Here is a 12,651-nt window from a genome sequence, read left to right on the forward strand (position 1 = left end):
TGAAGGTTCCGGGCGAGTCCCACCAGGCGATTCGTACCGACTGGTAGTTTTCCACAGTGGCGGGATGTCGCCATGATCACATTTTTTCACACGGAGTTTCACGTGGTTGACGCAGGGGCAGAGGCGATCTCCCGCCGCCGACCGCGTGCGACACCCCCCGCGAGAGACCAGAGCCCCCACATGGCACGGACGGAGACGGGTCCGCCGGGGGGACACCCCTGCGGCGCACAGCGGCCCAGAGCGCAGCGTCAGGGCCCCGGAGGGTGCGGGGCGCCGCGTCGCCGCCGGGGGCGCGGGAGGACTAGCATCGAGGACGTGAGCACGACGTTGTCAGTAAACACGGAGTCCCCCAGTTCGCTCGACGCCGACGCGGTTGTCGTCGGTTACCACTCCGGAGGCGACGCCCCGGAGCCTGCATCGGGCGCTCATACCGTCGACGCCGCCTTCACCGGCGGCCTCGGCTCGACCCTGTCGCTCCTGGGAGCGAGCGGCGCCCCTGAGGAGGTGCACACCATTGCCTCCCTCGGAGCCGTCAAGGCCCCGGTCGTCGTCGCGGTCGGTCTCGGCCCGGCGCCCGCCGACGGCCCCGTCGACTCCGACGTGCTGTCCCGTGCGGCCGGCGCCGCGCTGCGTTCGCTGAGCGCCCGCCCCGAGGGCGCGGGCCGCGTGGTCCTGGCCCTGCCCGCGACCACCGCCGACCAGGCCGGTGCCGTGGCCCTGGGCGCCGAGCTCGGCAGCTACAGCTTCGACCGGTACCGCACCGGCGAGAAGGCCGAGAAGAAGGCGGCCAGGTCCGCCGAGACCACGCTGACCGTGGTCAGCGAGGCCGCCGGCGCCGCCGACGCCGTGGAGCGCGCGGCCGTCCTGGCCGAGGCCGTCTCCCTCACGCGTGACCTGGTCAACACCGCCCCGGCCGACCTGGTCCCCGAGGACCTGGCCTCCGCGGCCCAGGAGATCGCCCAGCAGGCCGACCTCGAGATCGAGGTCCTGGACGAGCACGCCCTGTCCGAGGGCGGCTACGGCGGCCTGACCGGCGTCGGTCAGGGTTCGGCCAACCCGCCCCGCCTGGTGCGGCTGGCCTACAGCCACCCCGAGGCCACCAAGAAGGTCGCCTTCGTCGGCAAGGGCATCACGTTCGACTCGGGCGGCCTGTCCCTCAAGCCCGCGGGCTCGATGGACTGGATGAAGTCCGACATGAGCGGCGCCGCCTCCGTGCTGGCCGCCATGCGCGCCATCTCCACCCTGGGCCTGAAGGTCAACGCGGTCGGTTACCTGACCGTCGCGGAGAACATGCCCAGCGGCACCGCCCAGCGCCCCTCCGACGTCCTGAGCATCTACGGCGGCAAGACCGTCGAGGTCCTCAACACCGACGCCGAGGGCCGCCTGGTCATGGCCGACGGCCTGGTCCGCGCCCACGAGGACGAGCCGGACCTGATCGTGGACATCGCCACGCTGACCGGCGCCCAGCTGGTCGCGCTCGGCACCCGCGTGTTCGCGGTCATGTCCAACGACGACTCCGTGCGCGACGAGATCGTCGCCGCGGCCGGCGCCGAGGGCGAGGCCTCCTGGCCGATGCCGCTCCCGGCCGAGCTGCGCGCCGGTCTCAACTCCTCGGTCGCCGACATCGCCAACGTGGCGGGCGAGCGCTGGGGCGGCATGCTCTCCGCGGGCATCTTCCTCCAGGAGTTCATCGAGGAGGGCACCAAGTGGGCCCACCTCGACGTCGCCGGGCCCTCCTTCAACCAGGGCGGCCCCCACGGTTACACCCCCAAGGGCGGAACCGGTGCGGGTACCCGCACCCTCGTCCGTATCGCCGAGGAGTACGCCCGTAAGGCGTAGTCCGGAAGGTCGGGGCGGCACTCCTGAGCCGGTGTGCCGCCCCTTCCCCGGCAGCCGCGGTCCCTGATGACACGCCGCCCCCGGCGGTAGCGGACCCGGTCTTCCACCACCCATCACCAGCCACCACAACTAGGAGTTCGTTCCCGTGAGTGAGAGCGGCGGCACCTTCGACCTCGTCGTCCTTGGCGGCGGCAGCGGCGGCTACGCGGCGGCACTGCGCGCCGCCGAGCTGGACATGAGCGTCGTCCTGATCGAGAAAGACAAGCTCGGCGGCACCTGCCTGCACCGCGGCTGCATCCCCACCAAGGCCCTCCTGCACTCGGCCGAGGTCGCCGACTCCGCCAAGGAGAGCGAGAACTTCGGTGTCAAGGCCACCTTCGAGGGCATCGACATCGAGGCCGTGCACCACTACAAGGACAAGGTGATCAGCGGCCTGCACAAGGGCCTGAGCGGGCTGATCAAGTCCCGCAAGATCACCGTCGTCGAGGGTGAGGGCAAGCTCACCGGCAAGGACGAGGTCACGGTCGACGGCAAGGTCTACAAGGGGAAGAACATCCTCCTGGCGACCGGCTCCAAGCCCAAGACCCTGGGCCTGGAGATCGACGGCGACAAGGTCATGACCAGTGACCAGGCCATGGAGCTGAACCGCGTCCCCGAGTCCGTCATCGTCCTGGGCGGCGGCGTGATCGGCGTGGAGTTCGCCAGCGTGTGGCGTTCCTACGGCGCCGACGTCACCATCGTCGAGGCCCTCAAGCACCTGGTCCCCGTCGAGGAGGAGTCCAGCTCCAAGCTGCTGGAGCGCGCCTTCCGCAAGCGGAAGATCAAGTCGGAGCTGGGCACCCCGTTCGAGTCGGTCAAGACCACCGACTCCGGCGTGGTCGTCACCCTCCAGGGCGGCAAGACCCTCGAGGCCGAGGTCCTGCTGGTCGCCATCGGCCGGGGCCCGGTCTCCGAGGGCCTGGGCTACGAGGAGCAGGGCATCACCCTGGACCGCGGCTTCGTCCAGGTCGACGAGAACCTGCACACCGGCGTCGGCAACGTCTACGCGGTCGGCGACCTCATCCCGACCCTGCAGCTCGCGCACGTCGGTTTCGCCGAGGGCATCTTCGTCGCCGAGCACATCGCGGGGCAGAACCCGCCCGCGATCGACTACGACGGTGTCCCCCGCGTCACGTACTGTGAGCCTGAGGTCGCCTCCGTCGGTCTCACCACCAAGGTGGCCAAGGAGCGCGGACACGACGTCGTCGAGATGAACTACAACCTGGCGGGCAACGGCAAGAGCCAGATCCTCCAGACCCAGGGCGCGGTCAAGGTCATCGCCGAGAAGGACGGCCCCGTGCTGGGCGTCCACATGGTCGGCAGCCGCGTCGGCGAGCTGATCGCCGAGGGGCAGCTGATCTACAACTGGGAGGCCCTGCCCTCCGAGGTGGCCCAGCTGATCCACCCGCACCCGAGCCAGTCGGAGGCGCTGGGCGAGGCGCACCTCGCGCTGGCGGGCAAGCCGCTGCACGTCCACGACTGACCGCTTCACACGGGGGCGGGCCTCACGGGCCCGCCCCCGCACACATCCGCGCTGCCCATCAAGGCCTTGGGCAGGTACCGCGTCCAGATCCAACGAGGAACCCATGCCGACTTCCGTTTCCATGCCCGCCCTGGGTGAGAGCGTCACCGAGGGGACCGTCACCCAGTGGCTGAAGAACGTGGGCGACACCGTCGAGGTAGACGAGCCGCTCCTTGAGGTCTCCACCGACAAGGTGGACACAGAGATCCCGTCCCCGGTGGCCGGTGTACTCACCAAGATCCTCGTCGACGAGGACGAGACCGTGGAGATCGGCGCGGAGATCGCGGTCATCGGCGGCGACGGTGACAGCGCCGACGACGCCCCCGCGGCCGCCGAGCCCGAGCAGGCCGCCGAGCCGGAGCCGGAGCCGGCCGCGGAGGAGCCCGCCGCCGAGCCCGAGCCCGAGCCTGAGCCCGAGCCGGCTCCCGCCGCGCCCGCCGCAGGCGAATCCGACTCCGACGGCCCCGGTACCCCCGTGACCATCCCCGCCCTGGGTGAGAGCGTCACCGAGGGCACCATCACCCAGTGGCTGAAGAGCGTCGGCGACACCGTCGAGGAGGACGAGCCGCTCCTCGAGGTCTCCACCGACAAGGTGGACACAGAGATCCCGTCCCCGGTGGCCGGTGTACTCACCAAGATCCTCGTCGACGAGGACGAGACGGTCGAGATCGGCACGGAGATCGCGATCATCGGCGGCGGCTCCGGTTCCGCCTCCGCCGCCCCGGCCGAGCCCGAGCCCAAGCCCGAGCCCAAGAGCGAGCCCGCGGCCAAGGCCGAGCCCGAGCCCGCCGCCAAGAGCGAGCCCGAGTCCGCCCCGACCGCCCGGTCCGCACCTGCTCCCGCCGCACGTGAGCAGGACGCCGGCAGCCCGTCGGTGGACATCGAGACGCTCAGCGGCACCGGCCAGGCCTCGGGCACCGACGCCATGGCCGAGGGTTACGTGACGCCTCTGGTCCGCAAGCTCGCCAACGAGCACCGTGTCGACCTGAGCCGTGTCTCCGGCACCGGCGTGGGCGGCCGCATCCGCAAGCAGGACGTGCTCAAGGCCGCCGAGGCACAGCGCTCCGCCGCCTCCGCTCCGGCCGCCGCCCCGCGCAAGGTCACCGCGGACACGTCGGTGCGCGGCCGCACCGAGAAGCTGAGCCGCCTGCGCAAGTCCATCGCGGACCGCATGGTCGAGTCGCTGCGCGTCTCCGCCACGACGACGCAGGTCATCGAGGTCGACGTCAGCAAGATCGCGCGCCTGCGCGACCAGTCCGCCACGGACTTCGCCAAGCGCGAGGGCGTGGAACTGAGCTTCTTCCCGTTCTTCGCCCTGGCCGCGGTCGAGGCCCTCAAGGTCCACCCGAAGGTCAACGCGGTGATCAACGCCGCCGACCAGACGGTGACCTACCACGACGTCGAGAACCTCGCCGTCTCGGTGGACACCGAGCGCGGGCTGCTCGCCCCGGTGGTCAAGGACGCCGGTTCGCTGAACCTCGGCGACCTGGCCCGCAACCTCACCGACCTGACCGAGCGCGCCCACACCGGCAAGCTCGGCCCGGACGAGCTGGGCGGCGGCACGTTCTCGATCTCCGAGACCGGCCACACCGGCGCGCTGTTCGGTACGCCGATCATCAACCAGCCGCAGGTCGCGATCCTGGAGACCGGCGCGGTCGTCAAGCGTCCGGTCGTCGTCGAGGACGAGGCCATGGGCGGTGAGGTCATCGCGGTCCGCTCGATGGTCTACCTGTCGATGGCGCACGACCACCGTCTGATCGACAGCGCCGACGCCGGCCGTTTCCTCCAGACCGTGAAGGAACGCCTGGAAGAGGGCGCCTTCGAGGGCGACCTGGGTCTGTCCTGACCGGTCCCCCGCCAGGGGGTCCTTCTCGGCCCGGGCCGGGCACCGTCCGACGGTGCCCGGCCCGGGCCGCTTCGCGTGACGACCGTCTCCCCTTCCGTCACCCCTCCCGGCTTGACCTCAACTCAACTTGACGTCCTAACGTGGCTGTATCGCCTGACCCGCCCCTCGTCCCCGTTCCCCTGTACAGCCGAAGACGAGAAGGAACCACATGCAGCAGGAGAAGCTTCGGATCGCGGTGGTCCTCGGCGGCAACCACAGTGGCCGCACCGGACCCGTGGTCTCCAGCTGGTTCCTCGACCGGGCCGCCTCCCGGGACGGTGTCGCCGTGGACGTGCTGGACGTCGCCGAGCTCGACCTCGGTGACGGCCACGGGACGTCGCTGGAGTCGTTCTCGCCCCGGATCGAGGCGGCGGACGGCTTCGTGGTGGTGACACCGGAGTACAACCACGGCTACCCCGGCCCGCTGAAGAGCGCCATCGACTCCGCCCGCAAGGAGTGGTTCGCCAAACCGGTCGCGTTCGTCTCCTACGGAGGCATGTCCGGCGGCCTGCGCGCCGTGGAGCAGCTGCGCTCGGTCTTCGCCGAGCTGCACGTCACGTCGGTGCGCACCTCCGTGAGCCTGCACAACGCCCAGCGGATGTTCGGCGCCGAGGGCGGCCCCGTGGACGAGCTGCGGGGCGCCGAGGACGCGGTCGAGGAGATGTTCGACCAGCTGGTGTGGTGGGCCCTGGCACTGCGCGAGGCCCGCGGCCGCCGCCCCTACCCCGGCTGACAGCGCCTCTTGGGGCTTCCGCCGCGCTTCGGGCCCGCGTTCGGGCGCTGGGGGCGCTGGAGGGCGCCTCTTCGGGCCCCGAACGGTGGACGGGGCGGCGCCTGAACGGCACCGCCCCGTCTTTCTACCCCACCAATCACCATCCCCTGATGATCCCCATCATCAAAGGTCTGCAGGTAAGCGAACGCCTGCCAGCCCGACAGGACGTCGCCCACGGTAGCCCCGCGCTGACGCGGAGTTCCATGTCCCACACTCAACCTAGAAGACCCGGCTGCCCCCCGCAGGCCTTTCGCCGAAAAACCCGAAGAAAACTTCCCGGGTCCAGCAGCCCCGGGGCGCCACCGGCCCTCGGTCGTGGCGCCGGAGGGGGTAGGGCGATAGACCTTCTCCTATGCGAGTGGCGATCACAGGAGCGACCGGGCTGATCGGCGGGGCCCTGACCGCCTCCCTGCTCGGGGACGGGCACACGGTGGTGCGCCTGGTGCGTCGGCTGCCCCGGGACAGCGGGGTCCCCCGGCTGGAGGAGGCCGAGTGGCGGGCCGAACAGGGGCGCGTGGACACCGTGGCCCTCCAGGACGCCGACGCCGTGGTCCACCTGGCGGGCGAGCCGATCGGCCCCGCCCTGTGGACGCGCCGGCGCAGGGCCGCCATCCGCCGCAGCAGGGTCCGGGGCACCCTGACCCTCTCCCGGGCCCTGGCCCGGATGCCGTCGCCGCCACCGCGCCTTCTCAGCGCCTCCGGAATGCACTTCTACGGGGACACCGGGGGGACGGTCGCCACCGAGGAGAGCCCGCCCGGCAAGGGCTTCCTCGCGGAGGTGTGCCAGAGCTGGGAGGAGGCCACCCGTCCCGCGGAGGAGGCGGGGCTGTCCGTCGCGCACCTGCGCACGGCCGTGGTGCTGGCCCGCTCCGGCGGTCTGCTCAGGCACCTGCTGCCGCTGTACCGGCTCGGACTGGGAGGCCGTCTGGGGTCGGGGGCCCAGTACATGACCTGGATCTCGCTGGCCGACCAGGTCGGCACCATCCGCTTCCTGCTGGAACGGCCCGATATCACGGGGCCGGTGAACACGTGCGCGCCCGAGCCGGTCACCAACGCCGCGTTCACCGAGGCGCTCGGACGGGCCCTGGGCCGCCCGACGATCCTGCCGGTCCCGGCGACGGCGATGCGCGCGACCCTGGGCGACTTCGCGGAGGAGACCGCTCTGATCGACCTGAGGGCGCGGCCGAAACGCCTCGAGGAGGCGGGGTATTCCTTCCTCTGGCCCACCGTCGACAGTGCGCTATCCGACATCCTGCCCTGACCCGGCCCTCCCACCGGGGCGTAAGGTGGTGGTGTGAGTGATCTCGTTTACGCATGGCTGGGCGACACTCCCGTCCCGTACCACCAGGGCTGGGATCTCCAGAAACGGCTCCACCAGAGCCGCGTCGCCGATGAAGTGGCCGACACGGTCCTCTTCCTGGAACACGAACCCGTGTACACGGCGGGCAAGCGCACCGGGAGGTCGGATCGTCCCATCACCGACCCCGGTGCTCCCGTCGTGGACATCGACCGGGGCGGCAAGATCACCTGGCACGGTCCCGGCCAGCTGACGGTGTACCCGATCGTCAAGCTGTCCGACCCGATCGACGTGATCGCCTACGTCCGCATGCTGGAAGAGGCCATCATCCGCACCCTCTCCGAGTACGGCCTCACGGGCCGCCGGGTCGAGGGCCGCACCGGGGTCTGGCTGGACGCCGACCCCGAGCGCGGGCTGATCGAGCGCAAGGTCGCCGCGATCGGCTGCCGCATCGCCCGCGGGGTCGGTATGCACGGTCTGGCGTTGAACTGCGACAATGACTTGTCGTGGTACGACCGGATCGTCCCCTGCGGGATCTCTGACGCGGGGGTCACCTCGCTCACCTACGAACTGGGGCGCGCCGTCACCGTCGCCGACGTCCGGCCGCACCTCGAACGACATCTGGCCGACGTCCTCGGCGCGGCGGAGTACAGCCACACCGACGGCACCGGAATGCTCTCCGGTGCCACCGCGCTCGGATGACAGACCACACCATGAGCCAGTCCCCATCGGGACGTGCCGCCCCCACAAGGGGCGCGAGGGTCCCCGCCAAGGGGTACAGAAGGGAACGGGTTCGCGTTGACCATCGCTCCTGAGGGCCGCAAGCTGCTGCGCGTGGAGGCGCGCAACAGCGAGACCCCCATCGAGAGAAAGCCGCCGTGGATCAAGATCAAGGCGCACATGGGGCCGGAGTACACGGAGCTCCAGTCCCTGGTCAAGGGTGAGGGCCTGCACACGGTCTGCCAGGAGGCCGGCTGCCCCAACATCTACGAGTGCTGGGAGGACCGCGAGGCCACCTTCCTCATCGGCGGCGACCAGTGCACCCGGCGCTGCGACTTCTGCCAGATCGCCACGGGCAAGCCCAGCCCTCTGGACAAGTTGGAGCCGACCAAGGTCGCCACCTCCGTCCAGAAGATGGAGCTGCGCTACGCCACCGTCACCGGTGTGGCCCGCGACGACCTCGAGGACGGCGGCGCCTGGCTCTACGCCGAGACGGTCCGCAAGATCCACGAGCTCAACCCCGGTGGCGGCGTCGAGCTGCTCATCCCGGACTTCAACGCCGACCCCGACCAGCTGGCCGAGGTCTTCGGTTCGCGTCCGGAGGTCCTGGCGCACAACGTGGAGACCGTGCCGCGGATCTTCAAGCGCATCCGCCCGGGCTTCCGCTACGAGCGCTCCCTCAAGGTCATCACCATGGCCCGCGAGGCCGGTCTGGTCACCAAGTCGAACCTGATCCTGGGCATGGGCGAGACCCGTGAGGAGGTCAGCGAGGCCATGCGCGACCTGCACGAGGCCGGTTGCGACCTGCTGACCATCACCCAGTACCTGCGCCCCTCCAAGCTGCACCACCCGATCGACCGCTGGGTGAAGCCGCAGGAGTTCGTGGATCTGGGCAAGGAGGCCGAGGAGATCGGCTTCGCCGGGGTCATGTCCGGTCCGCTCGTGCGTTCGTCCTACCGCGCCGGAACCCTGTACAAGCAGGCCCTCGAGAAGCGTGACGCCGAGAACACCGAGGCCACGAGCAACGCATAACGGCCGATTCGCCCGAGTCGTGACCAAGCTGGAACGGTGGCCCGCGGGCCACCGTTCCGCATCTCGGGGTCCGGACGCATATCCTGGTGTTCCCATGGCGCCCCCGCAGGTGGCGCCGGAAGGCGCCGCACCGTAGGTCGATCGCGAAGAGGAGGCAAGGCAGCTCAGGGAACCCCTTCCCCGCCGATCCGTTCGGTGTGCACTGCCTGAAAGCACGATGGCGAAGAAGCCCGAGAACACGACCGCCGGTAAGGGTGGAGAGAAGCAGCCGGGCCGGTTGAAGCAGATCGGCATGGTCGCCAAGGTCGTGCACCAGCAGAGTCCGCGCACGATCCCGATCGCGGTCTCCGTCGCGCTCCTGATCTTTGCCGTCTTCGTCGGCATCGGCATCTGGACCGGCTCCTGGATCATCTGGCCGCTGACCGGTCTGCCGATCGCCTTCCTGGTCGGTTTCATCATGTTCACCCGTGCCGCCCAGCGGGTCCAGTACAAGATGCTGGACGGACGCCTGGGCGCCGGTATGGCGATCCTGGAGAACATGCGCGGCAACTGGGTCGTCGAGCCCGGCGTGGCCGCCAACAAGCAGATGGACGTCGTCCACCGCGTGGTGGGCCGTCCCGGTGTGGTCCTGGTCGGCGAGGGCGACCCCGGTCGCCTCAAGGGCCTGATCGCCGCGGAGAAGAAGCGCGTCGCCCGCGTCGCCTACGACACACCCATCTACGACTTCAAGGTCGGCAACGGCGAGGACCAGGTCCCGGTCTCCAAGCTCCAGCGGACGCTGGTCAAGCTGCCCCGCAACCTGGACAAGTCCGACACGGCCGAGCTGAACTACCGGCTCAAGGCGCTGCCGCCCGCGATGCAGATGCCCAAGGGCCCCATGCCGAAGGGCGCCAAGCTGCCCAAGGGCATGCGCGGCAACAAGGCCGGGGGCTGAGCCTCCGCCTCCGACTCGCGAACGGGGCCGTCACACCTGGATCGATCCGGGCGTGGCGGCCCCTGTGTGTGCGGGTCAGTCCGGATCGTGGCTGATGAGGTCGCCGGGCTGGCAGTCCAGCGCCCGGCAGAGCGCGGCCAGCGTGGAGAAGCGGATCGCCCTGGCCCGGCCGTTCTTGAGCACGGACAGGTTGACGACGCTGACCCCCACCCGGTCGGCCAGTTCGGTGAGGGTCATCCCCCGTTCGGCCAGGAGCTTGTCCAGGTGGATGCTGATCCCGCTGGCCTCCTCCGGCGGCATCAGACCAGCCCCTCGACGTCCTCGCGCATCCGGGCGCCCCGGCGGAAGACCTCGGCGAGGGAGACCAGGAGCAGCCCGACGAGGAAACCGGTCAGCGGTCCCGAGCCCAGTCCCAGGTCGAACGCGAGCAGGGCCACCTCGTCGACCGGGACCCTGTCCTGCCACAGGGCGATGTCGCAGACCGACTCCACGACGGGCAGCAGCAGGGAGCCGAGGAGCACCGCGAACGCCACCGCGTAGACGCGGCGGACGTTGGCGGGCACGAACGGGTCACCGCTGCTGAGACTCTGCAGCATCCTCAGCACCAGGCCGACCACGACCAGCCCGAGGACCTGCTGGAGCAGGACCGGCAGCGCCAGCAGGAGGCGTTCCGGGGCGCCCGGGTCCTCGAAGACGAGTACCAGCGTGTCCGTGCCGCGGACACCGACGTCGTCGGCCAGGAGCGTCACGTCGGGCACGGCCCGGGCGACCTCGGACGTGTGGTGGACGGTGATCTCGTTCATCCACCCCATGGCCCCGGCCGGCACGACCGCCAGGATCCAGAGGAGGGTGGCGAGGAAGGACAGGGACAACAGGAGCAGCCCGAGGAACAGGGTGCCCTGGAGAAGGACCGAGTCCGCTCGGGTCCAGTGGATCCGGGGCCTTCCAGGGGAAGACATGGCAACCTCCGTCATATCGATATTCGATAATAACGATAAACGATATGCCGCCCGGTGTCACGCCGCCGGGACGCGGCGAGGGGGCGGCGGCCCGGCCGGGCCGCCGCCCCCTCGCGGGAACGCCGTTCAGTTGTCGCGAGCGCGGAACGGGCCGCGGAGCGCTCCCTAGGAGCAGTCGACCTCGTCCTCGGCGGCCGAGGTGGCGTCGACGCCCCCCGGCGCGGTCCCCTCCCCGCCGCCGCTGACAGCGAGGCCGTCCCAGTCGGCGCCGCCCATGACCAGTTCCAGCTCCTCGCCCAGCGAGGGCTCCTCGACGACCTCGGCGACCGACAGGGCCGAGGCCAGGACCTCGGCGTGCTCGGCCTGGCCGGGCCCGTGGTAGACGGTGGTCGCCTCGGGAGCGCGCACGCCGGGGTTGCCGGTGTCGGTGACGACGAAGCCCTCGTCCACCAGCAGCGCCTCGACCTGGCTGCCCAGACCGTCGATGCCGGTGTTGTTGAGCACCCGCAGGGAGACGTCGGAGGGTTCGACGGCGCTCTCCGTGTCCCCGCCCCCCGAGTCCTCGTCCTCGTCGGCGGTCAGCTCGCCCGCGGCCACCGCGGAGAACAGCTCCTGCGCCGGGGCCTCGTCCAGCATCACCTTGTTGTTGTTGGGAGGGTAGTCCGTGACCGGGGCGGTGACCATGTTCATTCGGCCGAGGTCGACCTCGCGCATGGCGATGGCCAGCTCGGCCATCGTGTCCACGTTGAGGTTGTCGTCGGTCGTGAGGCTGTCGGTGACCGAGTTCAGGAACCCGTAGAGGTTGCTCGGGCTGGACAGGATGTCGCCCCCGGTGACCTCGCGCAGGATGGCGCCGATCATGCGCTGCTGGTTCTCGATCCGGCCCAGGTCGCTGCCGTTCGCCGCGCTGTCCCGGGAACGCGCCAGTCCCAGGGCCTGTTCGCCGTTGAGCTCCTGGAGCCCGGCGTCCAGCTTCAGGTGGGCCTTGGGGTCGTCGATGGGTTCGGGGACGCACATCTCGATGCCGCCGACGGAGTCCACGATGTTCTCGAACCCGGCGAAGTCCACGAGGACCATGTGGTCGAGGTGGATGCCGGTGATCGTCTCCACGGTGTTGCCCTGGCAGTCCATGCCGCCGTAGGTCATGGCGTGGTTGAGCTGGTCCACGCCGCCGTTCCAGCCCTCGCCGTCGTCGCCGCCCTCGCACGGCGGGATCTCGACCATCGTGTCGCGGGGCAGGTTGACCATGGTCACCCCGCCCTTGTCCACGTCGATGCTGACGACCACGAGGACGTCGGGACGGATCCCGTTGAGCTCGTTGTAGCCTGCCTCGTCCCCCGCGCGCTCGTCGGTGCCCAGGAGCAGGATGTTGTGCAGTCCGTCCACCTGCGCGGGCCGGTCCCCCCAGCTGTCGGGGTCGACCTCGGCGGTGTCGATACCGAAGACGTCCTGGTAGCCGGTGTAGGCGACCAGGCTCCCGGCGATGACCACACCGGTCATCCCGCACGCCGCCCACTTGCCAAGGCTCATCTTGGCGGCGGCCGTAGACACGTTTCTTGGGGCCAAGAGGGCACCTGCGATCCGATCTGGGACATGAGAGGAGGGCTGCCGTCCGGTGGGGGGAGCCGCTGCGGGGGGAGCCGCACGTCTAC

Annotated in this window: 11 protein-coding genes; 8 read left to right on the forward strand and 3 right to left on the reverse strand. The window is 70.4% G+C overall.

The window, feature by feature from the left end:
• The first annotated feature begins 315 nt into the window (after nt 1-315).
• From D458_RS0132310 to D458_RS0132345, 8 genes are all read left to right on the forward strand, one after another.
• The gene (locus D458_RS0132310) at nt 316-1,839 is read left to right on the forward strand and encodes a leucyl aminopeptidase (RefSeq protein ID WP_083936497.1); all 1,524 of its coding nucleotides are present in this window, start codon (nt 316-318) and stop codon (nt 1,837-1,839) included.
• 145 nt (nt 1,840-1,984) lie between these two features.
• Nucleotides 1,985-3,361 (forward strand): dihydrolipoyl dehydrogenase, encoded by a 1,377-nt coding sequence (gene lpdA / locus D458_RS0132315; protein ID WP_017590862.1) that lies wholly within the window; start codon nt 1,985-1,987, stop codon nt 3,359-3,361.
• A 121-nt stretch (nt 3,362-3,482) separates the two neighbouring features.
• The gene (gene sucB / locus D458_RS0132320) at nt 3,483-5,246 is read left to right on the forward strand and encodes a 2-oxoglutarate dehydrogenase, E2 component, dihydrolipoamide succinyltransferase (protein WP_017590863.1); all 1,764 of its coding nucleotides are present in this window, start codon (nt 3,483-3,485) and stop codon (nt 5,244-5,246) included.
• Nucleotides 5,247-5,454: 208 nt separating this feature from the next.
• Nucleotides 5,455-6,018 (forward strand): NADPH-dependent FMN reductase, encoded by a 564-nt coding sequence (locus tag D458_RS0132325; protein WP_017590864.1) that lies wholly within the window; start codon nt 5,455-5,457, stop codon nt 6,016-6,018.
• Nucleotides 6,019-6,409: 391 nt separating this feature from the next.
• Entirely contained in the window at nt 6,410-7,318 is a 909-nt protein-coding gene (locus D458_RS0132330) for a TIGR01777 family oxidoreductase (RefSeq protein ID WP_026119898.1), read from the forward strand.
• Nucleotides 7,319-7,351: 33 nt separating this feature from the next.
• Nucleotides 7,352-8,056, forward strand: coding sequence for a lipoyl(octanoyl) transferase LipB (lipB, locus tag D458_RS0132335; RefSeq protein WP_026119899.1), 705 nt, complete (start codon nt 7,352-7,354; stop codon nt 8,054-8,056).
• Between the two features lie 96 nt (nt 8,057-8,152).
• Entirely contained in the window at nt 8,153-9,106 is a 954-nt protein-coding gene (gene lipA / locus D458_RS0132340; RefSeq protein WP_017590867.1) for a lipoyl synthase, read from the forward strand.
• Between the two features lie 217 nt (nt 9,107-9,323).
• Nucleotides 9,324-10,040, forward strand: coding sequence for a DUF4191 domain-containing protein (locus D458_RS0132345; RefSeq protein WP_017590868.1), 717 nt, complete (start codon nt 9,324-9,326; stop codon nt 10,038-10,040).
• 75 nt (nt 10,041-10,115) lie between these two features.
• On the opposite strand, the gene D458_RS0132350 is transcribed toward D458_RS0132345, so the two are convergent.
• The 3 genes from D458_RS0132350 to D458_RS0132360 form a co-directional block, all read right to left on the reverse strand.
• Entirely contained in the window at nt 10,116-10,340 is a 225-nt protein-coding gene (locus D458_RS0132350) for a helix-turn-helix domain-containing protein (protein ID WP_017590869.1), read from the reverse strand.
• Entirely contained in the window at nt 10,340-10,999 is a 660-nt protein-coding gene (locus D458_RS0132355; RefSeq protein WP_017590870.1) for a DUF2975 domain-containing protein, read from the reverse strand. The genes D458_RS0132350 and D458_RS0132355 overlap by 1 nt, the downstream gene beginning before the upstream one ends.
• Before the next feature lie 165 nt (nt 11,000-11,164).
• Nucleotides 11,165-12,550 (reverse strand): LCP family protein, encoded by a 1,386-nt coding sequence (locus D458_RS0132360; protein WP_026119900.1) that lies wholly within the window; start codon nt 12,548-12,550, stop codon nt 11,165-11,167.
• Between the last annotated feature and the right edge of the window lie 101 nt (nt 12,551-12,651).

It is taken from the genome of Nocardiopsis ganjiahuensis DSM 45031 (genome assembly GCF_000341085.1).
Taxonomy (GTDB): Bacteria; Actinomycetota; Actinomycetes; order Streptosporangiales; family Streptosporangiaceae; genus Nocardiopsis; species Nocardiopsis ganjiahuensis.

Coding starts and splice junctions, on each gene's coding strand:
- sucB (WP_017590863.1), top strand. CDS start 3,483: ATGCCCGCCCTGGGTGAGAGCGTCACCGAGGGGACCGTCACCCAGTGG.
- D458_RS0132325 (WP_017590864.1), top strand. CDS start 5,455: ATGCAGCAGGAGAAGCTTCGGATCGCGGTGGTCCTCGGCGGCAACCAC.
- D458_RS0132330 (WP_026119898.1), top strand. CDS start 6,410: ATGCGAGTGGCGATCACAGGAGCGACCGGGCTGATCGGCGGGGCCCTG.
- D458_RS0132345 (WP_017590868.1), top strand. CDS start 9,324: ATGGCGAAGAAGCCCGAGAACACGACCGCCGGTAAGGGTGGAGAGAAG.
- D458_RS0132350 (WP_017590869.1), bottom strand. CDS start 10,340: ATGCCGCCGGAGGAGGCCAGCGGGATCAGCATCCACCTGGACAAGCTC.
- D458_RS0132355 (WP_017590870.1), bottom strand. CDS start 10,999: ATGTCTTCCCCTGGAAGGCCCCGGATCCACTGGACCCGAGCGGACTCG.